Source organism: Streptomyces sp. NPDC096310 (assembly GCF_044763125.1).
Classification (GTDB): Bacteria; Actinomycetota; Actinomycetes; order Streptomycetales; family Streptomycetaceae; genus Streptomyces.
In genome coordinates, this window is record NZ_JBIWFO010000001.1 from 48922 (window position 1) to 71723 (window position 22802).

At 71.9% G+C, this 22802-nt stretch carries 17 protein-coding genes and 1 pseudogene; 11 read left to right on the forward strand and 7 right to left on the reverse strand.

Annotation, left to right across the window (positions count from 1 at the left end; translation table 11 throughout):
* Nucleotides 1-122: 122 nt before the first annotated feature.
* From ACIQ7D_RS00220 to ACIQ7D_RS00245, 6 genes and pseudogenes are all read left to right on the forward strand, one after another.
* Nucleotides 123-671 carry an alcohol dehydrogenase catalytic domain-containing protein gene (locus ACIQ7D_RS00220; protein WP_403931616.1) on the forward strand — a complete coding sequence of 183 codons (549 nt, stop codon included), beginning with the start codon at nt 123-125 and terminating at the stop codon, nt 669-671.
* Nucleotides 668-1237: a TetR/AcrR family transcriptional regulator gene (locus ACIQ7D_RS00225; protein ID WP_403931619.1), complete on the forward strand. Its 570-nt coding sequence runs from the start codon at nt 668-670 to the stop codon at nt 1235-1237. Before ACIQ7D_RS00220 ends, ACIQ7D_RS00225 begins: the two co-directional genes overlap by 4 nt.
* A gap of 339 nt (nt 1238-1576) precedes the next feature.
* Nucleotides 1577-2392 carry an oxidoreductase gene (locus ACIQ7D_RS00230; protein ID WP_403931621.1) on the forward strand — a complete coding sequence of 272 codons (816 nt, stop codon included), beginning with the start codon at nt 1577-1579 and terminating at the stop codon, nt 2390-2392.
* A 265-nt stretch (nt 2393-2657) separates the two neighbouring features.
* Nucleotides 2658-2819 (forward strand): annotated as a pseudogene (locus tag ACIQ7D_RS00235) (shikimate kinase); the annotation flags it as partial.
* A gap of 766 nt (nt 2820-3585) precedes the next feature.
* Nucleotides 3586-4686: a ribosome small subunit-dependent GTPase A gene (gene rsgA, locus ACIQ7D_RS00240; RefSeq protein ID WP_403931624.1), complete on the forward strand. Its 1101-nt coding sequence runs from the start codon at nt 3586-3588 to the stop codon at nt 4684-4686.
* Nucleotides 4687-4795: 109 nt separating this feature from the next.
* The gene (locus tag ACIQ7D_RS00245; protein WP_403933717.1) at nt 4796-6286 is read left to right on the forward strand and encodes a bifunctional transcriptional activator/DNA repair enzyme AdaA; all 1491 of its coding nucleotides are present in this window, start codon (nt 4796-4798) and stop codon (nt 6284-6286) included.
* Here ACIQ7D_RS00245 and ACIQ7D_RS00250 read toward each other — a convergent pair.
* The 3 genes from ACIQ7D_RS00250 to ACIQ7D_RS00260 form a co-directional block, all read right to left on the reverse strand.
* Nucleotides 6228-6593, reverse strand: a complete 366-nt coding sequence (locus ACIQ7D_RS00250) for a PPOX class F420-dependent oxidoreductase (protein WP_403931626.1) — start codon at nt 6591-6593, stop codon at nt 6228-6230. The genes ACIQ7D_RS00245 and ACIQ7D_RS00250 overlap by 59 nt on opposite strands.
* Nucleotides 6594-6699: 106 nt before the next feature.
* Entirely contained in the window at nt 6700-7185 is a 486-nt protein-coding gene (locus ACIQ7D_RS00255) for a DUF456 domain-containing protein (protein ID WP_403931629.1), read from the reverse strand.
* 60 nt (nt 7186-7245) lie between these two features.
* Nucleotides 7246-8238: a helix-turn-helix domain-containing protein gene (locus ACIQ7D_RS00260; protein WP_403931632.1), complete on the reverse strand. Its 993-nt coding sequence runs from the start codon at nt 8236-8238 to the stop codon at nt 7246-7248.
* 360 nt (nt 8239-8598) lie between these two features.
* On the opposite strand from ACIQ7D_RS00260, the gene ACIQ7D_RS00265 reads away from it, so the two are divergent.
* Both ACIQ7D_RS00265 and ACIQ7D_RS00270 read left to right on the forward strand, forming a co-directional pair.
* A complete protein-coding gene (locus tag ACIQ7D_RS00265; RefSeq protein ID WP_403931635.1) occupies nt 8599-9993 on the forward strand; it encodes a protein phosphatase 2C domain-containing protein in 1395 nt (464 codons plus the stop codon).
* Nucleotides 9994-10144: 151 nt separating this feature from the next.
* Nucleotides 10145-11887 carry a pyruvate dehydrogenase gene (locus ACIQ7D_RS00270; RefSeq protein ID WP_403931637.1) on the forward strand — a complete coding sequence of 581 codons (1743 nt, stop codon included), beginning with the start codon at nt 10145-10147 and terminating at the stop codon, nt 11885-11887.
* 64 nt (nt 11888-11951) lie between these two features.
* Here the strand turns inward: ACIQ7D_RS00270 and ACIQ7D_RS00275 are convergent, their stop codons facing one another.
* Nucleotides 11952-15080 carry a glycoside hydrolase family 38 C-terminal domain-containing protein gene (locus ACIQ7D_RS00275; RefSeq protein ID WP_403931640.1) on the reverse strand — a complete coding sequence of 1043 codons (3129 nt, stop codon included), beginning with the start codon at nt 15078-15080 and terminating at the stop codon, nt 11952-11954.
* A gap of 213 nt (nt 15081-15293) precedes the next feature.
* Between ACIQ7D_RS00275 and ACIQ7D_RS00280 the strand changes: the two genes are divergently transcribed.
* Nucleotides 15294-15686, forward strand: a complete 393-nt coding sequence (locus ACIQ7D_RS00280; protein ID WP_403931642.1) for an ATP-binding protein — start codon at nt 15294-15296, stop codon at nt 15684-15686.
* A gap of 250 nt (nt 15687-15936) precedes the next feature.
* Here the strand turns inward: ACIQ7D_RS00280 and ACIQ7D_RS00285 are convergent, their stop codons facing one another.
* The gene (locus ACIQ7D_RS00285) at nt 15937-16989 is read right to left on the reverse strand and encodes a DUF2637 domain-containing protein (protein ID WP_403931645.1); all 1053 of its coding nucleotides are present in this window, start codon (nt 16987-16989) and stop codon (nt 15937-15939) included.
* 211 nt (nt 16990-17200) lie between these two features.
* A complete protein-coding gene (locus ACIQ7D_RS00290; RefSeq protein ID WP_403931646.1) occupies nt 17201-18049 on the reverse strand; it encodes a (2Fe-2S)-binding protein in 849 nt (282 codons plus the stop codon).
* A 152-nt stretch (nt 18050-18201) separates the two neighbouring features.
* On the opposite strand from ACIQ7D_RS00290, the gene ACIQ7D_RS00295 reads away from it, so the two are divergent.
* Nucleotides 18202-19092 carry a GntR family transcriptional regulator gene (locus tag ACIQ7D_RS00295; protein WP_403931649.1) on the forward strand — a complete coding sequence of 297 codons (891 nt, stop codon included), beginning with the start codon at nt 18202-18204 and terminating at the stop codon, nt 19090-19092.
* Between the two features lie 410 nt (nt 19093-19502).
* Nucleotides 19503-21410 (forward strand): acyl-CoA dehydrogenase, encoded by a 1908-nt coding sequence (locus ACIQ7D_RS00300; RefSeq protein ID WP_403931652.1) that lies wholly within the window; start codon nt 19503-19505, stop codon nt 21408-21410.
* Nucleotides 21411-21434: 24 nt separating this feature from the next.
* Here the strand turns inward: ACIQ7D_RS00300 and ACIQ7D_RS00305 are convergent, their stop codons facing one another.
* Nucleotides 21435-22802, reverse strand: a complete 1368-nt coding sequence (locus ACIQ7D_RS00305; RefSeq protein ID WP_403931655.1) for a cytochrome P450 — start codon at nt 22800-22802, stop codon at nt 21435-21437.

Consider the following 22802-nt stretch of genomic DNA (forward strand, 5'->3'; position numbering starts at 1 on the left):
CCGCATGCGCCCCGGGCCGCCCCTGAACACAGCAGCACACCCCTGGACACACCCGGGCGGCACGGGTGGTGGGCGAAAACGCCGACCGCACGCGTCCGCCGTAGAAAGCACACGAGAGACCCATGAAGTCGTGGCGATTCCACGGAACCGGTCGGCCGCTGACCCCGGACGAGGTGCCGGCCCCGCACGCGGGTCCGGGCGAGGTCGTCGTCGATGTCAAGGCCGCCGGCCTGTGCCACTCCGACGTCGGCGCGCTCGACGACCCGCAGTGGATGACGTCGTTCCCGCGCATCCCGATGACGCTCGGGCATGAGAACGCCGGGGTGATCAGTGAGGTCGGCCCAGGAATGGAGGCATGGAAGGTCGGTGACCGTGTCGGGCTGGCGCCGGTTCGGGTGGTACGACCGCAAGGGGATGCACCGCATCCCGGCCGAGACGAAGCCGAAGCCCGAGAAGACCTCCGTCCCGGCATAGCGGAACGCGCCCTCTCATCGCGCGGAACGGGCCGCCGTGCGCAGCGGCCCCGGTGTGTCCCGCCTGCGAGGACGGTCGGGCGCACACACCACCACGGCCAGGCGACGCTCAGGCCGTCGCCGGGTCTTTGTCCGGGCCTCATCCCAGAAACCGATCAGTTTTCTTTCTGTCGGAATCGAGTTAACCTCGCGATATGACCACCGAGGCGAAGTCAAGCTCCCGAGAGCGGCTGCTGGAGGCAGCGGCCACGCTCACCTACCGGGACGGTGTCGGCATAGGCGTCGAGGCGCTGTGCAGGGCGGCGGGAGTGTCGAAGCGCTCCATGTACCAGCTGTTCGAGAGTAAGGACGAACTGCTGGCGGCGAGCCTGGAGCGGCGCGCCTCCGCCTTCGCGGCCGGGCTCCTGCCCGCGCCGGACGACGGCCGGGCGCCCCGCGAGCGGATCACGCACGTCTTCGAGCAGGTGGAATCGCAGGCGGGTGCGCCCGAGTTCCGCGGCTGCCCCTACCTGGCCGCACAGATCGAGCTCAAGGACCAGAGCCACCCCGCGAGCCTGGTGGCCCACCGGATCAAGGAGAACCTGACAGCCTTCTTCCGCGCCGAGGCCGAACGGGGCGGCGCGAGCGATCCCGACCTGCTGGCCCGGCAGCTCAGCCTGGTCTTCGACGGCGCCAGCGCCCGGGCGGGGATCGGGGCCGACACGCTGACGGGGCTCATCGCACCCATGGTGACCACCCTGCTCGACGCGGCGGACATGCGCTGAGTCGTCGCTTCCGGAACACTCCGCTACCGCCCGTCGCCCGGGGGAGCCTGGTCGCCGTAAGGGCGTTGCCGGGCATTCCGCGTCAGGGGCGCTGACGGGCTTGCTCGCCACCCTGCACCCCTTCGGCCGCCTTTGCGAGAGCCGGGCGGGTCTCTTCCATGCTCCGCGCCGAGGCGGCGACGGGGATCGCCCTCCTGTCCGGGAAGGGCCGGAAGGGATACGGCCGCAGGACACCTGTCACCTGCCCGCTTGGCGATCACCGCGCGGCTTGCACACGGAAACCGATCGGTTTACAGTGGATGGAAACCGATCAGTTTCTCAACGAGTCAGGAATCCATGATGACGACGACCCGGCCGGTGGCACTCGTGACAGGTGCGTCATCCGGCATCGGCAAGGAAACCGCGCTCGCGCTGGTCGCGGCGGGTTTCGACGTGGCCGGCACAGGCCGCGACACATCCCGCGTGACCCCGCTCGACGGTGTGACGCTCCTCGACCTCGACGTGGCCAGTGACACCTCGGTCGCCACCGCGGTCCAGCAGGTGATCGAGCGGTTCGGGCGGATCGACGTCCTGGTCAACAACGCCGGCGTCGGCTCGATGGGCGCGGCCGAGGAAACCTCCGTCGCACAGGCACAGGCCATGTTCGACACCAATGTCTTCGGGGTCATGCGCATGGTGAACGAGGTCCTGCCGCACATGCGCGCCCAGGGGCGCGGGCGCATCATCAACCTCTCCTCCGTACTCGGGTTCCTGCCTCAGCCCTACATGGCCGCCTACGCCGCCTCCAAGCACGCGGTCGAGGGCTACTCCGAGTCCCTGGACCACGAGGTCCGTGACCACGGCATCCGGGCGCTCATCGTCGAACCCGCCTACACCAGGACCGGATTCGAGGCCAACAGCGCGAAGCCCGACACGCCGCTCGCTGTCTACGCGAAGCAGGGGCAGGCCGTCGACCGGGTGATGGCGGAGGCGATCAGGGGCGGTGACGACCCGGCCGTCGTCGCCAAGGCGATCGTCGCGGCAGCGACCGACGCCAAGCCGAAGCTGCGCTACACCGCAGGCCCCATGGCCGGACGTGCGCGCGTACTGCGCCGTGTCGCTCCCGCCGGGGCCTTCGACAAGCAGATCCGCAAGATGAACAGGCTGGCCGGCTGACACGCGGGCGCGGAGCTGACCACGGCTTCGTCTCCTACGGCGCGGTCCGGCGGACCGTCGCACCCCGTGCGGGCCATCCTGAGCGGCCCGGGACGGCCACGTCCCGGGCCTTGCGAACAGGCACCCCACCCCCCACCAGACAGAGGACATATCGATGTCAGAGCGCAATCCCATCCTGATGAGCAGGTTGCGTTGGCTGACCGCGGGGGAGTCCCATGGTCCCGCACTCGTCGCGACGCTGGAGGGCCTTCCCGCCGGCGTCCGATCACCACGAAGATGGTGGCGGATCCTGGCACGCCGACGGTTGATGGCGGCGCGGAGGCATCTGTACGAGGGGATCGCCACGACCGTCGTGCCGACGAACGGCCGTACGCCCGAAGAGGTCACCCAAGCTGCCCTGGAGACACTGGAGTTGAGGGAAGCGTGAGTGAGGCGATCAACCCGGATCCAGCTCGGCGGTACCGTCGGCGGTAAGCCGTTGCGACCTCCTGGGCGGGTTGGTCGGCGACAAGGCCGAGCGGGTCGCCGTCGTCCGCCCGGAGAACGGGGACGTGTACGCGGGGCAGGTTCATGTGGCACGGCAGCAAGGGGGTAGCCCGGTGGCTCTGTCGTCCTGGCGCGTCACCACTGGAGACCGGGCAGTGGCGGACGCGATGGACAAGGTCTTCCATGTCTGCGACGGAGGCGGGTTTCTGGAGCCGGCGGGCAAGCGTGGAGTGCGCTGCGGTTGTGTTACGGCGTTCGCCGACCGGAAGGCGGCGGCCAAGTCCGGCCGTGGCCCCAGGCCGGAGATGCGGATGGACTTTCGGCCGGCCGGCACGCCCGGGGCGAGGGTCTTCTTCCTGGCTTCTTCGCCGTCGGATCGGGCCGAACCGTTCGTCGGTCCGAGCGGCGCCCTCCAATGAGGCCCGGGTCGGAGGCTCGGCCGGGAAAATGCGTCGCGGTGTGGTGAGGGGTCCGGTTATGGTGGGCGTCGTCCGGAGCGGTGGACGTAACGAGCCGCTGGCGGGCCTTTGTTGGAGTGCTGTCGAACCGTTGAGACGCGAGAGGTGGGGACATTGATGACTGTCACGGTGCTGGGCGCTGCCCAGGTTCAGAAGTTCATCGTTCTCATCCCTGTGGTCTCCGGCTGACTCTCCTTCTCTTTTCACGCCCGCTCGGGCGTGCCGGGGCCACCCTTCGAAGGGTTTGCCTTGAGTCTGTCCTTTCTTTCCACCTCGTCGCACCCGCTCACCCCGTACGGCTGGGACGCGGGCTGGGCCGCGGAGTTCGCTCCGTACGCCGAGCGCGGACTGCTGCCCGGCCGGGTCGTACGGGTCGACCGCGGCCAGTGCGACGTGGCCACCACCGCGGGCGTCATCCGGGCCGACACGGCCTTCGTGACCCCGCACGACCCGCTGCGGGTCGTCTGCACCGGTGACTGGGCGGTCGTCGACCCGGACGGTACGCCCCGGTTCGTACGGGCGTGTCTGCCGCGCCGTACCGCCTTCGTACGGTCCACCTCCTCCAAGCGGTCCGAGGGGCAGATCCTCGCCGCCAACGTCGATCACGCGATCATCGCGATCTCCCTGGCGGTCGAACCCGACCTGGGGCGGATCGAACGGTTCCTCGCCCTCGCCTGGGAGAGCGGCGCCCTCCCGCTCGTCGTGCTCACCAAGGCCGACCTCGTCGCCGACCCCGCCGTACGGGCCCATCTCGTCGAGGACGTCAGGACCACCGCCCCCGGGGTGCAGGTACTCGCCGTCAGCTCGGAGACGGGGGAGGGGGTCGAGGTCCTGTCCGCCGTGCTGTCGGGCGGCACGAGCGTGCTGCTCGGCGCGTCCGGGGCCGGGAAGTCGACGCTCGCCAACGCCCTGCTCGGGGAGGAGGTGATGGAGGTACGGGCCGCGCGTGACGTGGACGGCAAGGGCCGGCACACCACCACGACCCGCAACCTCCTCGTCCTGCCCGGGGGCGGCGTGCTCATCGACACCCCCGGGCTGCGCGGTGTCGGGCTGTGGGACGCGATGACCGGGGTCGGCCAGGTGTTCTCGGAGATCGAGGACCTGGCGGGCGAGTGCCGCTTCCAGGACTGCGCCCATACGGCGGAGCCCGGATGCGCCGTGCTCGCCGCGGTCGAGGACGGTTCGCTGTCCGTGCGGCGGCTGGACAGCTACCGCAAGCTGCTGCGGGAGAACCAGCGCATCGTCGCCAAGACCGACGCCCGGCTGCGCAGCGAGATCCGGCGTGACTGGAAGCGCAAGGGCGCGGAGGGGCGGGCCGCGATCGAGGCCAAGCGCGGCCGGATCCGCTGAGCGGCGGCCGGACCCTCGGGCGGCCGGGGCGGGCGGTGATCGGGCGGCCGGATGTGATGTCCGAAAGCCGCGAGCACCCCCGTTCCGGCCGGCGCACACTGGACTCGTGATGGACGAAGAGACCAGGTACGAGGCGGTCGCCAGCCGCGACGCCCGGTTCGACGGCGCGTTCTTCTTCGCCGTCGAGACCACCGGCATCTACTGCCGGCCGAGCTGCCCCGCCGTCACCCCCAAACGCCGGAACGTCCGCTTCTACCCGACCGCCGCCGCCGCCCAGGGCCACGGCTTCCGCGCCTGCCGCCGCTGCCGGCCGGACGCCGTGCCCGGGTCGGCGGAGTGGAATGTGCGCGCCGATGTCGTCGGCCGCGCGATGCGCATGATCGGGGACGGGATCGTGGACCGGGAGGGCGTGCCGGGGCTGGCCGGGCGGCTCGGCTACAGCACCCGCCAGATCCAGCGCCAGCTCACCGCCGAGCTGGGCGCGGGGCCCGTCGCCCTCGCCCGCGCCCAGCGGGCGCACACGGCCCGGGTCCTGCTCCAGACGACCGGACTGCCGGTCACCGAGATCGCGTTCGCCGCCGGGTTCGCGAGCGTGCGCCAGTTCAACGACACGATCCGGCAGATCTACGCCCGTACCCCCAGCGCCCTGCGTACCGAATCCGGTACGGGAACGGGCACCCGACGCAACGCCCGTGCGGCGTCCGGGAGCGCCGGGCCGGCCGTGCCCGCGCTCGCCGGGATCCCCCTCCGGCTCGCCTACCGCGGCCCCTACGCCGCCTCCGGCGTCTTCGACCTGCTCGCCCAGGAGGCCCTTCCCTCCGTCGAGGAGATGACGGGACCGTCCGGCGCCCGCACCTACCGCCGTACGCTGCGGCTGCCCCACGGCCCCGGCATCGTCGCCGTGGACGAGGCCCGTCCCGCCCACGGCGACGCGGCCGGGCGGTCCGCCAACGGCTGGCTGGAGGCGCGGATCCACCTCACCGAGCTGCGCGACCTCACCACCGCCGTCCAGCGGCTGCGCCGCCTCCTCGACCTCGACGCCGACCCGTACGCCGTGGACGAACGCCTCGGCGCCGACCCCGCTCTCGCCCCTCTTGTCGCGGCGCGCCCCGGGCTGCGCTCGCCCGGCGCGGCGGATCCGGTGGAGTACGCGCTGCGCGCGCTCCTCGGGGACACCGGCGCCGCGCGGGCCGTGGAGACGTACGGGGAGACGCTGGAGCACCCCTGCGGCGGGCTCACCCGGCTCTTCCCCGGGCCCACCGCGCTGCGCGACGACCCGGTGGCGGGCCCCCTCGCGACCGCGCTCGCCGACGGCACCGTACGGCTCGACGCGGGCGCCGACCGGGACGCGGCCGAACAGGCGCTCCTGGCCGTCCCCGGGCTCACCCCCGCCACCGCCGCGCTGATCCGGATGCGGGCCCTCGGCGACCCGGATGTGGCGCCCGTGGGGGAGCGCGACGAGGAGGCATGGCGGCCGTGGCGGTCCTACGCCGCGGGGCATCTGCGCGCCGCCCGGCGGCGGGAGTCGGTGACGCCGGATGTCAGTCGAGACCCCAGCTGTGGATCGTCCGCGGGTGGATACGGATCAGCTCCTCGCTGAAGTGCGGGCCGAGGTCGTGAGGGCCCGTCAGCAGCTCCGCCTCGCCCCGGATGTCGACCCCGCGCACCGTCCACGGAGTCGTGCTCACGATGTCGTCGACGACCAGGGCGACCCGCGGATTGGCCTGGAGGTTGCGCCATTTCTTCGTCGTACCGAGGGAGAAACCACCGATCAGGATGGTCCCGTCGTCCTGCGGGAAGAAGCCGACCGGATTGGCCTGCGGCTGCCCCTGGGGATCGACGGTCGCCATCCGGCCCAGCCGCTGGGACCGCAGATACGCGCGTTCGGCCTCGCTGAATTCGGTCATGCCCCCACCCTCACACGGGGGACCGGGCCGCCGCACCGGTCCCTGGTACAGGCGGGGGCCGTACGACGTTGTACGACCCCCGGGTGGCGGTCGTACGACCACGCCCTCAGCCCCGGGCCAGCACCACGCCCAGCCACGCGCCCACCACCAGCAGACACGCGAACAGCTCCACCAGCAGGGACGCCCCCGCCGTCCGCATGACCGTACGGGTCGACGCCCAGCCGTCCCGGTGGCTGCCCAGCCGTGCCCGTTCCGCGCCGTAGATCCCGCCCACGAACCCCAGGATCCCGCCCACCACCGGCACCACGAAGAACCCCACGATGCCCGCGAGGCCGCCGGTCAGCAGGGTGCGGCGGGGCACCCCCGCCCCACGCGGCCGGCGGGCCGGCAGGAGCGGCCGGAGCGCCTGGTTGAGCAGCAGGAGCGCCGTCGCTCCGATCAGCAGCGCCCAGGCGGGGCGCGTGGCGTCGGTCAGCGCCCACCAGAGCACGGCGGCCCAGACGATCGCCTGTCCCGGCACACCGGGGACGAGCACGCCGAACAGACCGAGCAGCATGACCAGGGCGACCAGCACGAGCTGCCACACTTCCATCCGCCAACTGTGCGGTACGCCGCCCCTTCCCGCAGGTCGCGTCCGCGCCGTGCGGCGTGTTCAGGCCTCGGGGCCGCGGGCGACCCAGCCCCGCTCGTACGCGTGCCAGCCGAGCTGGAGCCGGGTCGTCACCCCGCTCAGCTCCATCAGCCCCTTCACCCGGCGCTGTACGGTCCGCAGCCCCAGGTCGAGCTGTTTGGCGACGCTCGCGTCCGTCATCCCGGCGAGCAGCAGCGACAGGATCTCCAGATCGGTGGGGTCGGGGCCGGGCGGACCGTCCTCCCGTACCGCCCCGTCCGTACCCAGCCGCAGCGGCAGCCCCTCCCGCCACACCGCCTCGAAGAGCCCCATCAGCGACTCCAGCAACCCGCTGGCGTGCACGACCAGCGCCGCGGGCCCGATACCGCGGCCGGTCAGCGGCACCATCGCCAGCGCACGGTCCGCGACCACCAGCTTGGTCGGCACCCGCTCGGTGACCCGGACCCGTTCCTGCCGGCCGAGCGCGGCGGCCAGTTCGGTGAGTCCGGTGGGCTGGGCCAGCACCTCGCGCTCGATCACCACCCGGTAGGCGACGCCCCGGCTCGCCGCGCCGTCCTCGGCCTCGTTCTCCCGGCCGGTCACGGCGACGGGCTGTCCCGTGACGAGGGCGCAGACCTCCTCCGTGGCACCGAGCTGGAGCTGGAGGAAACGATGCGCCACGGCGCTGGCGCCCGTCACCACCTCGATCAGATCGTGCACGGCGGGCTCCGCCGCCTCCGCGCGGTACTCCTCGGCGAGCAGCACCGCCGCCAGCTCCGCCTGTTCGAGCTGATGACGGTGCTGGGTCAGCAGCGCGCCCAGCGCGACGGCGGGCGGCGCGGCGACCCACCGGCCCGCCCGGGAGGAGGACTGGGCGGCCAGGCCCTGCCGCTCCAGCCTGCGCAGCGCCCGTTCGGTGTCCGGTTCGGGCAGGGCGAGCCGGTGCGCCAGATCCGCGACCTCCGCGGCCCCGATCGCCACCAGCGCCCGATACGCGGCCTCGTGTCTCTCGTCAAGGCCTATGGCTCCCAGCACCCTGCCCACCCCTCCCCGCTCGCGCCGCGCGACCTCCTCGGACGCGTCCGTTCCCCGGCCCACCGTGGCGGATACCGGCCACGGCGTAAACCCGCCGTGCCCATCATCCCCTGTTCGCCCCGGCACTCTGTCATGGTGGCGCCATCACAGCAGCAACAGTCCCGGTCATATGCCTCTGTGCCTCTTCGGCCGGGATGTGCTCGGGAGAGCGATGCGTGCGGCCCGGCGCCCGCGTATCGGCCCGCGCTGGATCTGTGACCGTTCGCCGGGCGTCCTTCCCGTGGGGGGTGGGGTCGCCCGGCGGACTCATTTTTCGCGATGCCCGTTTTCGCTCCCCGGCAGCGGTCGACAATAAGGGACATGAGCGAGCAGGGGGAGCGGCCGAACACGGACGACTGGTGGGCCCGCCTGTACGACGCGTCCGCGCCCGACACGGGCCCCGCCGCGAAGTCCGGGGACACGCTCGACGACCGCTTCGACTCGGCGGCGGGCGCGGTGAACGCGGACCCGGCCGAAGGCCGCCCGGCGCAACCGGGCGACGGGGCTACGGGGGCTCGGCCACGCGCCTGGTGGGAGCAGGCGCCCGCGCCGGCCCCGTACGCGCCCAGCGACGCCAGGCCCCTGCCGAGAACGGACGCCCAGGACGCGGTGCCGGCCCCGGACCTGGGCCTGGCCCCGGACCTGGGCCTCGTCCCGGACCGGGCCCCGGACCCGCCCGTACCCCCGCCCGCGTCCGGTCCGCGTGCCGTCCCCGATCCCCGGTCCGCGCCGGAGCGCACTCCTGCCCCCGCCCCCGCTCCGGAGCGCGCCCGGGTCACCCATCTCGGTGACCGGCCGCCCACCTACGATCCCGAGCCCACCGCACTGCCCGCCGCACACCCCGACCGGCTGGACGAACTCACCGCCGACACCGTCCTCGACGGCGCCGCCTACGGGACGTACACCCTGCGGGCCGTGTCCGTACGGGGCGACTCCGCGCGGTACCGGGGCGAGCCCCGGCGCGACGCGCTGCTCACCGCCCGCTTCGGGACGGGGCCCGGCGCGCTCGTCCTCGTCGCCGTCGCCGGCGGCGCCCGCGCGGCCGAGGGCGCCCACCGGGCCGCCGGCGACGTGTGTCACTGGATCGGCGGCGCCGTCGGACGCAGCCACAGCAGGCTCTCCGAGGACCTGAGGGCCGACCGCAGGGGCGCGCTCAAATCCGGTCTGCACCGGCTCACGGACCGGGGGTTCGGCAAGCTCAGGGCCCGCGCCGCCGAACTGGGCCTGGCGCCGGAGGAGTACACCGCGAGCCTGCGCTGTCTGCTGCTCTCCGCCGACCCCGACTGCCGCACCCGGGTGTCCTTCGGCGTCGGCCCCGGCGGCCTCTTCCGGCTCAGGAACGGCGGCTGGCAGGACCTGGAGCCCCCGGTCAGCGCCGCTGTCCCTGCCCCCGCCGCCGAGACCCCCGCGGGCGACCGGACCACCATGGACCTGGAGATCACCAAGAGCCACGCCCCGTACATCGAGGGCCCGCTCCCGCCGGCGCCCGAGCCGTTCCGGTTCCGGGCGTCGGTCGGCCGTCCTGGCGACACACTCCTGCTGTGCAGCGCGGGGCTGGCCGAGCCGCTGCGCGGGGAGCCCGCGCTCGCCGGGGAACTGGCCGGCCGCTGGGCGGCGCCGGAACCGCCGGGGCTGGCCGGCTTCCTCGCGGACACCGCGCTCCGGGTGAAGGGCTACGCCGACGACCGTACGGCGGTCGGCGTCTGGGAGGCATGACGGAGGAGACGCCCGCCCACGCGCGCCCGCCCACGCGATCACCCGCCCGGCGCGCACGGCTGAGCATGCGCGACCGGCCCCGCCGTGGGTTGATGGAGACCGCAGGGCGGACCGGCCGTCCTGACCGTCACCGGAGAGGGCGCGGAGATCCATGGCCAAGCAGAACGTGGCGGAACAGTTCGTCGACATCCTCGTCAGAGCGGGCGTCCAGCGGTTGTACGGAGTCGTCGGCGACAGCCTCAACCCCGTCGTCGACGCCATCCGCCGCACCCCCGCCATCGACTGGATCCAGGTCAGGCACGAGGAGACCGCCGCCTTCGCGGCCGGTGCCGAGGCCCAGGTCACGGGCAGACTGGCCGCCTGCGCGGGCTCCTGCGGCCCCGGCAACCTGCATCTCATCAACGGCCTGTACGACGCGCACCGCTCCATGGCCCCCGTCCTCGCCCTCGCCTCCCACATCCCCTCCGCCGAGATCGGCCTCGGCTACTTCCAGGAGACCCACCCCGAGCGGCTGTTCAACGAGTGCAGCCACTACAACGAGATGATCTCCAGCCCCCGGCAGATGCCCCGGCTGCTCCAGACGGCCATCCAGCACGCCATCGGCCGGAGCGGCGTCAGCGTCGTCACCCTGCCCGGCGACATCGCCTCCTCGCCCGCCCCGGAGAAGGCGATGGAGCACTCCCTCGTCACCTCACGGCCGTCGGTACGCCCCGGCGACGCGGAGATCGAGAAGCTCGTCCGCCTGATCGACGAGGCGGACCGGGTCACACTCTTCTGCGGCAGCGGTACGGCGGGGGCGCACGCCCAGGTGATGGAGTTCGCCGAGCGGATCAAGTCGCCCGTCGGCCACGCGCTGCGCGGCAAGGAGTGGATCCAGTACGACAACCCGTACGACGTCGGCATGAGCGGACTGCTCGGCTACGGCGCCGCCTACGAGGCCACTCACGGCTGCGATCTGCTGCTCCTCCTCGGCACGGACTTCCCGTACAACGCCTTCCTCCCCGACGATGTCAAGATCGCGCAGGTCGACATCAGGCCCGAGCGGCTGGGCCGCCGCTCCAAGCTGGACCTCGCCGTGTGGGGCGACGTCCGCGAGACGCTGACCTGCCTGACCCCGCGTGTGCGCGCCAAGACGGACCGCCGCTTCCTCGACAGGATGCTGAAGAAGCACGCCGACGCGCTGGAGGGCGTGATCAAGGCGTACACCCGCAAGGTCGAGAAACACACCCCGATCCACCCCGAGTACGTCGCCTTCGTACTGGACGAACTCGCCGACGAAGACGCCGTGTTCACCGTGGACACCGGGATGTGCAACGTCTGGGCGGCCCGCTATCTCACTCCCAACGGACGCCGCCGGGTCATCGGCTCCTTCAGCCACGGCTCGATGGCCAACGCCCTGCCGCAGGCCATCGGCGCGCAGTTCACCGACCGGAACCGGCAGGTCGTCGCGATGGCCGGGGACGGCGGATTCACCATGCTGATGGGCGACTTCCTCACGCTCGTCCAGTACGACCTGCCGGTGAAGATCGTCCTCTTCAACAACTCGGCGCTCGGCATGGTGGAGTTGGAGATGCTGGTGGCCGGGCTGCCCTCGTACGGCACGACCAACCACAACCCCGACTTCGCCGCGATCGCCCGCGCCGCGGGCGCCTACGGGGTACGGGTCGAGAAGCCCCGGCAGCTCGCGTCCGCACTCAGGGACGCCTTCAAGCACCGGGGCCCGGCTCTGGTGGACGTGGTCACCGACCCGAACGCGCTCTCCATCCCGCCGAGGATCAGCGCCGAGATGGTGACGGGCTTCGCCCTCTCCGCGAGCAAGATCGTGCTGGACGGCGGGGTGGGCCGCATGGTGCAGATGGCCCGCTCCAACCTGCGGAACGTGCCCCGGCCCTGACCCCGCCGCCCGCCGTCGAACCGCCCGCCGTCAGAACGTCAGACCTTCCGCCCGGCCGGCGGGCTCACGCCGGGGTGAGCCGCAGTGTCAGGATCTGGAAGGGCCGCAGCCGCAGCCGTACCCCGTCCTCGCCCGGCTCCGCGTCGTGCAGCGGCCGTTCCAGCAGATCGGTCACGCGCGCGGCGCGCACCGGGAAGCCGACGCGCAGCGTGGCGTCGGCCCGGCCGCCCGCCGACTCGTAGAGCCGTACGATCACCTCGCCGCTCCGGTCCTCGGCGAGCTTGACCGCCTCCACGGTCACCGCCGGGTTGTCGATGTCGACCAGCGGCGCCAGCTCCGGGGCCGCCGCCACACGCAGCGGCAGATTGAGCGCCAGCCCCTCCTGCACGCTCTCCTCCACCGTGGCGCCGGGCAGCAGCGCGTAACGGAAGCGGTGTGTCCCCTGGTCCGTCTCCGGGTCCGGGCTGTGCGGGGCGCGCAGCAGTGTCAGCCGTACGGTCGTGCCCAGGCCCTCCGCGTGGGGCGTGCGCGTCACATCGTGCCCGTACGTCGAGTCGTTGAGCACCGCGACCCCGTACCCCGGCTCGGCGACCCGCAGCCAGCGGTGGGCGCAGATCTCGAACCGGGCCGCGTCCCAGCCCGTGTTGTCGTGCGTGGCCCGGTGCACATGGCCGAACTGGATCTCGGCGGTGGACCGTTCGGCGTGCACATCGAGCGGGAACGCGGCCTTGAGGACCTTCTCCGACTCACGCCAGTCGATGTCGGTGACGACATCGATCCGGTTGCTGCCCGCCGTGAGCCGGATCTCCTGCGTGATCCGCGAAGCCCCGAACACCCGTACCACCCGCACCGACGCGCGCAGCGGGCCCCGCTCCGTCACCTCGACGGACTCCGCCTCGTCCAGATCGGTGTGCCGGTGCCGGTAGTGCCGGTCGATGTCCCAGGCGTCCCACTGGTTGGGGTGGTCGGGGTGGAGCTGGAGCAGATTGCCCCGGCCGCCGGGCGCCAGCACCTCGCGGCGCGCCACGAGGTCGCGTACGGAGGAGAGCAGCCCGTCCGCGTCGACCACCACCTCCACCAACTGGTTCCTGAGCGTGATCGAACCGCTTCCCGAGGCACCTTCGGCGGCCACGGACGCGGAGACCCCCGACCGGTCCAGGGCGCCCGTGAACGACCCCGTCGCCAGCGACCGGGTGAACGCGGCGGCCAGCACCCGGCCGCCCGGCAGCGGCTGCGCCCGCACCGACGCGGGCACGTCCGCCGCGTCGAACTCGACCGGCTCACGGCGCGCGAACGGCGCCGCGTTCAGTACCGCGGGCCGGCCCCCGCCCAGCGCCGCCACCGCGTCCGCGACGATCGCCTCCAACTCCTCCCGTACCGCCTGGTACGTCGCCCGCGCCTCCCGGTGCACCCAGGCGATCGACGAACCCGGCAGGATGTCGTGGAACTGGTGCAGCAGCACCGTCTTCCAGATCCGGTCCAGCGCCTCGTACGGATACGCGTACGGCCGTGCCCCGGGCGCGAGATGGCCGCGCAGCGCCGCCGCAGTCGCCCACAACTCGGCCTCGCGCAGCAGGTGTTCACTGCGCCGGTTGCCCTGCTTGGTCTTGGCCTGGGTGGTGTACGTCGCCCGGTGCAGCTCCAGGTACAGCTCGCCCGACCAGACCGGCGCCCGCTCCCCGTACTCCTCCCGCGCCGCGGCGAAGAACGCCGCCGGGTGCTCGATCTCCACCCGGGGCGAGCCCTCCAGGGACTTCAGCCGCCGCGCCTTCTCCAGCATCTCCCGGGTGGGGCCGCCCCCGCCGTCCCCCCAGCCGAACGGCACCAGCGAGCGCGACGCCCGGCCCTTCTCCGTGAAGTTCCTTTCCGCGTGCGCCAGTTCGGAGCCGTGGAACTGCGCGTTGTAGGTGTCCACCGGCGGGAAGTGGGTGAAGACCCGGGTGCCGTCGATGCCCTCCCACCAGAAGGTGTGGTGCGGCATCCGGTTCGTCTGGTTCCACGACAGCTTCTGCGTGAGGAACGACTTCACCCCCGCCAACTTCGCCAACTGCGGGAAGGCCGCCGTGTATCCGAAGGAGTCCGGCAGCCAGATCTCCTCCGTCTCCACCCCCAGCTCCTCCTGGAAGAAACGCTTGCCGTGCACGATCTGCCGGGCCAGCGCCTCACCGCCCGGCATGTTGGCGTCGGACTCCACCCACATCGACCCCACCGGCGCCCAGGTGCCGTCCTTCACCGCCTGCTTGATACGCCGCCAGATGTGCGGCTGGTGATCCCGCACCCACGCGTACTGCTGCGCCTGCGAACAGGCGAAGACCAGCTCCGGATAGTCCCCGGCGAGCGCCGTGACATTGGCGAACGTCCGCGACGCCTTGCGGACCGTCTCGCGCAGCGGCCACAGCCACGCCGAGTCGATATGGGCGTGGCCCGCCGCCGAGACGCGGTGCGCGCTCGGTGACGCGGGCCGCGACAGCGCGCCCGCCAGCTCCCGGCGCGCCCCGGACGCCGTGCCCGCCACGTCGTGCAGGTCCAGCGCGTCCAGGGCCGACTCCAGGGCGCGCAGGATCTCGTGGCGCCGCGACCGGTCGGCGGGCAGCTCGGCCATCAGCTCGGAGAGCACCTCGATGTCGAGGACGAGATGCCACACCTCCTCGTCCAGGACGGCGAGTTCGGCCGAGGCGAACCGGTAGAGGGGGCGGTCGCCCGCCGTCAGCACGTCCCCGAGGAGCGTCGGCTCGAAGGAACGCAGCACGGCCGGGTTGGCCGCCGCCTCCAGCAGCAGATCCACGGACTCGCCGCCCGCCGCCGGGGCGGCCACCGGGATGTGCCGGTTGCGCGGATGGATGCCCTTGACCGGCACGCCCGAAGCGTCGTACACCAGCCCCTCGGCCTGGAACCCGGGCCCCTCACCGGTGAATCCGGGGTCGATCACCACCTCCACCCGGCTCCCGGCCCAGCCCTCGGGCACAGTGCCGGTCAGCCGGAACCAGCTCGTCGACCAGGGCGAACCCCACTCCGTACCGGTCGCGAAGGGCTCGTAGGTCCCGCGCAGCGCCCGCTCCACCGGCACCGGTTCGCCCGGGGCATGCCAGACGGCGAGCGTCAGCGGCTGCCGCGCCGCGTACTGCGCGGGGCGGATGAACTGGCGCAGCGCGCGCTCCAGCCGCCCTTCCACCTGCGTGCGGTCGTCGTGCATCGGGGCTCCTCGCTCCTCGGGATCGCTCCCCCCAGGACTTCCCCGCGGCCGCCGTGCGCACCCACCCGGCCGTGGCGGACCGGGGCCAGGACGGCGACAGGTGACGAACGCCATGAGTGGCCCATTCCGGCAAGGGGAATACACCTCTTGTACGCATGCGCCACGAGCCATTTCCGGCGGGGGGCTTGAAGTGACGAGCGGGGGGACCGAGTGATGAGAGGGCTACGGCGCAGAGTGGGGGGCGCCGATCTGGCCGCCGTCCCCGAGGTGCGGCATGCCTTACGGGAGATGCTGGGCCACTGGCGGGAGCGGGACAGCGCCGCGGTGGCCGAGCTGCTGATGAGCGAACTGGTGACGAACGCGCTGGTCCACACGGAGACGGGCGCGGTGGTCACGGCGACCGTCGCCGACTCGCGACTGCGCGTGGAGGTGCGGGACTTCGTCGCGGCCCTGCCCGCGCCGCCCGAGCCGCAGCGGCCGGTCCCCGACGACGCCACGCACGGCAGGGGGCTGGCGCTGGTCAGGAGTCTCGCGGACGACTGGGGGATAAGGGCGAGGCCGGTGGGCAAGGTGATCTGGTTCGAGCTGGACGGTGAGGCCGCCTAGCCGATGGATCCTGAACGGAGGCCGCCACGGCGGCCGGTGGGGGCGCAACGGCAGCGGACCGACGTGACGGTCGTCCGTCACGCCGGTCCGAGGAATGCCGCCGCACACGCCGGTGCGGGTGGTGCCTGTGGCGCTGGTATCACTGGTGGTGCGGGTATTCAGTAGTGCTGGTATCAGTGGTGACACGGGTGGCGCCGTTACCTGTGGTGCGGTGCGGTGCGCCGGTGGTGATCCGCCGAGCCCTCGGGGCTCAGCCGAACTGACGCTCCATCTCCTTGAGCTTGCGCTCCAGGGAGTCGAGCCTCGGCAGTGCCTGGGTGTCGTCCTCGGCGGTGAGGTCCACCGTACGGGCCTCAGTACCCTTCACGGGCTGAAGGGAGAGCCGGGAACGCTGGGGAAGTTGCGGCTGCTCTCCTATGGCAGGCTCCGCTGCGGCCTCGACGGCCGGCGGCGAGCCCGACCCCGAGTTCGCCGCGGGAAGGGCGACCTGACGGCCGCCGCGACCACGGCCCCAGGCGCGGTGCTGCCGGTTGAGCGCCTTGATCTGCGCCCGCTCCAGCTTCACCTGCTCGCGCCTGCGAAGACGGCCCTGCTCCTTCTGGCGCCGGTCCTCGCGCACCTCGTCGACGGCCTCGTCCAGCGTCCGCACGTTCTCCAGAAGCATCAGGGACCAGGCCGCGAAGGTCTCGCGCGGTGCCCGGAGCCACCGCACGATCCGGATCTGCGGCAGCGGGCGGGGGACGAGCCCCTGCTCACGCAGCGCCGCCCGGCGGGTCTGCTTCAGCGCGCGGTCGAAGAGCACCGCGGCCGAGAGGGACATACCGGCGAAGAAGTGCGGGGCGCCCTCGTGGCCGAGGCCCGTGGGCGCGTGCACCCAGTTGAACCAGGCGGCGGCACCGGCGAACGTCCACACGAGCAGCCGCGACCCGAGGGCCGCGTCACCGTGGCTGGCCTCGCGCACCGCGAGGACCGAGCAGAACATCGCCGCGCCGTCGAGACCGAACGGGACGAGATACTCCCAGCCGCCCGTGAGGCCCAGGTTCTCCTGGCCGAAGCCGACCAGACCCTTGAACGAGAGAGCCGCCGCCACGGCGGCACAGCAGAAGAGCAGCGCGTAGGAGGCCATCCCGTAGATGGCCTCCTTGCGCCTGCGGCGCTCCTCGCTGCGCTCCCACGAGTCCTCGACAGCCGGCTTCTCCCGGGAGCGCTTGCCACCGGCGAGTACCGCAACCGTCACCAGGGCTCCGACGACCAGCACGACGCCGGGAATCAGCCAGTTCAGCGATATGTCAGTCAGTCGCATGCGGTGTTCCTTGCATCGCAGTAGGGCGTTTGAGACGCCATTTTGGCGGAAGTGCGGTGCCCCTCAGAGGGTTTTGGGACAAGAGAACACCAACGGGGCGGTGAGGCACACAAATATGCACGATCGGCTAGAGCTGCCGTTCGGCAGGTGGCTGTCATGTTCGATTAATATCACTACTGAGGGTGGCGTGGAATCCACGGGTGACGGAGGGTCAGGCGGTCGCGCTGAGCTTCCTGACCCGGTCGTCGTCGCAGGTACGCGGACAGGTGACGCAGGTGTCCTCGGGGCGCAACGTGTAGAAGAGGCAGCAACTCGCTCGGTCACGGGTCGGCAAAGATTCGCCTCCCGGACCCGTCAGCTCACGGAAGCCCGCCGCACCGACGTACGGCTTGGTCGCCCCCGGCAGCAGCAGCTCCAGCTCCGCCATGGCGCGCCGCTCCTCGCCGAGCAGATGCGCGACGTACCAGAGCCCCTCGACGATCTCGTCGGTCGCCATGCCCCACAGCGCCCGCCTGCCCCGCCGCATACGCGGGGCGAACCCCTCCAGGACCGGCCCCAGATGCTCGGCGACGGCCGCCCGCACCTCGTCGCGCAGCGCCTTCTCGTCCGGTACGACCCGGGCGCCGGGCAGTGAGGCGGCGGGGTCGTCCGGCAGACAGGCGAACTCGTGCACACGGACGGTCATCCGGCCCAGCGCCCGCTGGAACGAGACGGACCCGGCCGGGATCCGGGGCACCCGGCGGTGCAGGAACCACGGCACGGTCATCAGCAGACAGGCCGGCCAGGCGTACCGGTGCAGCGCGAAGCCGGCGATCACATCGGGCCGGGCCCGCTGCCCGTAGTCGCGCAGCACCTGCGACTCGTCCCAGGCGAGGAAGGTGTCCAGGGCCGGACCGCCGGCCGCCAGCTCGGCCGCGCCCACCCAGCCGCCACCGAGGGGCGGCTGCTCACTGTCGGTGAGCTGATGGATGCTCAGCGCGGGAAAGGCCTCGGTCAGACGGGCGTACGCGCCCGTCACGGGCGAGGCGAGAAGGCCGGGCAGCACAGTGGGCACGGTCATGCAGGGACCACCGAATCGGGAATGTTTACAGGTAAGCCTTACCTTACCCGATGTGATCGAGGTTTGAACTGCGCCCCGGTCGGCCTATCGTGCACAGGGAGGATCCGGCCCTCCCGCGAGCCGGGCTGGTGGGAAGGCCGAGGAGGACCCGAGTGGAGCAGGGCAGAGCGCGTGAGGCCACCGCGCCGGTGGCGCCCGCGCCCCGGGCCGCGGCGTCCGGGGCGTCCGGGGCTCTCGAAGGGGCGCAGGCGGCGGCGTCCGGAGGCGTTCGGGTGCCGGAGCAGGCGCGTGCGGACGTGTGTGAGCCGGTGCGCGGGGAGCACACGCACAGTGAGCGTCCCGAGCCGCCGCGGGGGCTGACCCGGACGGCGGACGGCTCCGGGAGCGTGGGCCGGACGAGTGGTCCCGGTCACTCCGTACGGCGTCACTCGGTACGCGGCCAGATCCTCGCCGCGCTGCGGAACGCGCTCGTCGGCGGCGAGCTGGTGCCGGGCGAGGTCTACTCGGCGCCCGTGCTCGCCGGACGCTTCGGGGTCTCCGCCACCCCCGTACGCGAGGCCATGCAGCAACTCGCCCTGGAGGGTGCGGTGGAGACCGTCCCGAACAGGGGGTTCCGGGTGACCCTGCGCACCCCCGGCGAGATCGCCGAACTGACCGAGGTGCGGGCCCTGCTCGAAGTCCCGGTGATGCTGCGGCTCGCCCGTACCGTCCCCGCCGAACGCTGGGCGGAGATACGGCCGTTGGCGGAGGCGACGCACGCGTCCGCCGCCCTCGGTGACCGCGCGGCCTACGCGGAGTGCGACCGTGCCTTCCACCGCGCGGTGCTCTCCCTCTCCGGCAATCAGCACCTGGTCGCCATCGCCGACGACGTGCACCGGCGCTCGCAGTGGCCGCCGGTCGGCGCCCCCGCTGTACGCCGTGCCGACCTGATCGCGCACGCGGCGGACCACCTGGCGCTGCTGGACGCGCTGGGCGCGGGCGATCTGCCGTTGGTGCAGTCGCTGGTACGCGCGCATTTCACAGGGGAGCGGAACACCGCCTGAGCGGAATTGCGGGTAATTCCCCGATGGGCTCTCCGGCCCCGTGAAAAATTCTTCCATATACCCGTGATTTCCCCTCGGGGGCGAATGTCCTTTCCGTCTTTTCGGGCGGTTCGCGTTCGGCCGTCCGGACGGGCCGCCACCCCACCTGTCTCCCTGCGGACGGGCAAATCTCCTATGACTTCCCGGACCTGATGGGGTGTAACCTCGGTTTTCAGCCGATTCGGATGTTTACGCCGTGGAGTCGGGTGAGAGCCGAGGGTAATGGAGCCCGGGTGTTTTCTCAAGCCCACCGGCCGGTGATCTTCGGCTCAAAAAAAGATCATGTCAGCTCTGGAACAGGATGCGTTGGCCGGTATTCAATTGTTTCAACTTTCCGTCCACCGGTGTAAGGCGTCCATGCGGAGCAATTCATGACCATGCTGCCATTCCGTGACAAGGACCTCCCTGGGGCTGAGCCGGAGCGTGCGCGCCGCGCCCCTGAGCTGAGCCACGAGCTGACCCACCTCCTCTTCGACGGAGAGGACCGGGCCCAGGTGCACGGTGCCTGGCGCGCACTGATCGCCAGGGACGACTTCCGGCACCGTTCCGTGCTGTCCACCGCCGAGCGCGTCCAGCTCTCGTACTCGCGGCTCGCCCTGGTCAACGACGCCGCCGGCGACGCCCGGGAGCTGGCTCTCGACCCGCGCCGGCTCGCGGCGCTGCATGAGTGGACCGGGGTCGTGGACAGCGGTCTGGGCACCCTGGCGGGCATCCACTACAACCTGTTCCTCGGCAGCCTCCTCGAACAGGACGGCGGCGCCGCCCCCCGCGACCTGTCCGACTTCACCTCGATGCGGCGTACGGGAACGTTCCTGTGCACCGAGGTGGACCACGGCAACGACGCCTCGGCGCTCCGGACCACCGCCGAATTCGACCGGGCGACCGGGGAGTTCATCCTGCACACGCCCACGCCGGGCGCGCAGAAGTTCATGCCGAACACCAGCCTGACCGGCGGCCCCAAGAGCGCCGTCGTGGCGGCGCGGCTGCTGATCGACGGCGAGGACCAGGGAATCTTCCTGTTCCTGACCCCGCTGAGCGACCACCGCGGCCATCGGCCCGGCGTGCATGTCCGGCGTCTCCCGGACCGTACCGGCACCCCCGTCGACCACTGCCTCACCTCCTTCGACCGGGTACGGCTGCCGCGTGAGGCGCTGCTCGAAGGGGAGCACGGCCGGCTCGACCGGGAAGGGAATCTGCACAGCAACCTGGGCAGCGCCCGCAAGCGGTTCCTGCACTCGATAGGGCGTGTCACCAGCGGAAAGCTCTGCATGAGCGGGGGCAGTGTCGGTGTGTCACGGGCGGCGCTGGTCATCGCCGTACGGCACGCCCACTCCCGGCACATCAGCGGGCCGAAGCTCGGTGAACGCGTCCCGCTGGTGGCGCACCGCAGCCATCACGGAAGGCTGCTGGACGCGATCGCGACGGCGTACGCCATGACCTTCCTCCACCGGGAGGTGGTGAACCGGTGGATCGCGCACACCCCGGAGAACCGGGCGGACACCGAACGCCTGGTCGCGATCGCCAAGGGATGGATCACCTGGCAGGCCCGCGCGATCGCCATCGAGTCCCGGGAGCGGTGCGGGGCGCAGGGGTTCTTTCCGGTCAACGGCCTGTCGGACCTGCCGCTGAACATAGAAGGCAGCATCACCGCGGAAGGCGACAACCTTGTCATCTGGGTGAAGGCCGCCTCCGAGATGGTCTTCAACCACCAGGCGGAGCGCCGCCCGGACACCGCGACGCCACTGGCCGAGAGATCGCTGAACGATCTCGGCTTCCTGCGTGATCTCCTCGCCCGGGTCGAGGCCGCCGCGCAGACGCGGGCGCGCGAGGCCCTGCGCGGAGGGCCGTCGGGGGACCCGCTCGGCCGGTGGAACGAGGCGTCCACCCCGGCCCTGGAGATGGTCTCGGCACATGCCTGCCTCCAGGCCGCCGACGCCTTCATCGCCGCCGCGGCCCGGACTGCCGACCCGATGGCGCGCAATCTGCTGGAGGATGTGTGCCTGTTGTTCCTGGTCCGTCAACTCGCCCCCCACACGGGGACGTTGCTCGCCGAGGGTGAGCTGACCGCCGATCACGTCCGGGCGTTCCACGAGACCGGCGACGCCCTGGTGGCCGGTCTGGCGCCTCATATGATGACGCTGGTGGACGCGTTCGACCTGCCCGCGGAGTTCCTCTCCGCCGTCCCGATCGCCAGTGGTGGCGGGATCGGTGACGAAGAGGACACCTGGTCCACCTGGAGCCTGCGCACCTCGGACCGGCACGAGGCCGCGGTACGGTGACGGCCGCCGGGCCGGGTGGGGGTGCTACCCCTTCCACCAGGCCAGGAAGCCGCTCCAGAACTTGCCCTTCGGCGTCGCGGTGTGCGGCTCCGGGGCCTGGGGGCCGCCGGGCGTACGGGCCGCGGGGCCGCCGGGTCCGGGGCGCGGCTGCACCTTCCGCTCGGGGGTGAAGCGGGCCGGCAGCGAGCCCAGCGCCCGGTGGAACGGACCGGGCCGGTAGACCAGGTCGTCCGGGGAGACCGCCAGCTCGATGTCGGGCAGGCCGTTGAGCAGCCTCTCGATGGCCTGCACCGATATCAGCAGCGCGGGATCCTTGGCGGGGCAGGCGTGCGGCCCGGCGCCCCAGGCGAGATGCGCGCGCTTGCTCAGCGTCTGCCGGCCCATGGAGAGATTCGGGTCCGTGTTGGCGGCAGCGAAGCTGATGAGCACCGGGTCCCAGGCGTCGAGCTTGACCCCGGACAGATCGACGTCCTGTACGGGGAAGTGCGTGGCCCAGTTGGCGATGGGGGCGCTGTTCCAGAGGATGTCGTTGATCGCGTCCTCGACCAGCAGGTTGCCGGAGTGCTCGCCGTCCGCGTACTTGTCGTCGGAGAGCAGGACCCGCAGCGAGTTGGAGATGAGATTCGACAGCGGCTCCGTGCCACCGCCGATGAGCTGGAGGATCTGCGGGATCATCTCCTCGTCGGTCAGCTTGACCGGATGCTGCATCAGCCACGAGGTGATGTCGTCGCCCGGCTGTGACCGCTTCAGCATCACCAGTTCGACCAGGGCCTCCTGGAGGACCTCGTTCGCCTTCGCCGCGTCGACCCCGTCGAAGATGCCGGAGATGCCGAACACCATACGGTCGCCCAGCTCACCGGGGCAGCCGAAGAGGTCGTTGAAGACGAGCAGGGGCAGCACCTGTGCGTACTCGCCGACCAGGTCGACCTTGCCGCGACCGCTGAACTGGCTGATCAGATAGGTGGCGGTGCGCTCCACCATGCGCGTCAGCCGGTGGGTGTCGATCCGCGCCAGACTGTCGGTCGCCGCCTGGCGGAGCCGCAAATGCTGCGCGCCGTCGGTGAGGAGGGGACCCGGCATGTACGCCATCATCGGCAGGACGGGGCTGTCCAGGGGCACCCGGCCCTCGTTGAGGGCGCGCCAGCGCCGCGAGTCCCGGACGAACATGTCGGGGTTCTGGAGCACATGGAGCGCCGCCGCGTAATCCGTGACGAGCGACGCCTCGACGCCCGGGGCCAGTTCCACGGGCGCGGCGGGACCGAAGTTCCGCATGTACGTGTAGTGCGTGGCCGGGTCCTTGACGAACTCCGGCGTGTACAGGGGAACTCCCCGGCCGCTGTTGTGCGCTGGGCAACCCGGTGGCGGTGCGGGGAACTCCGAAGGAGAATGCAT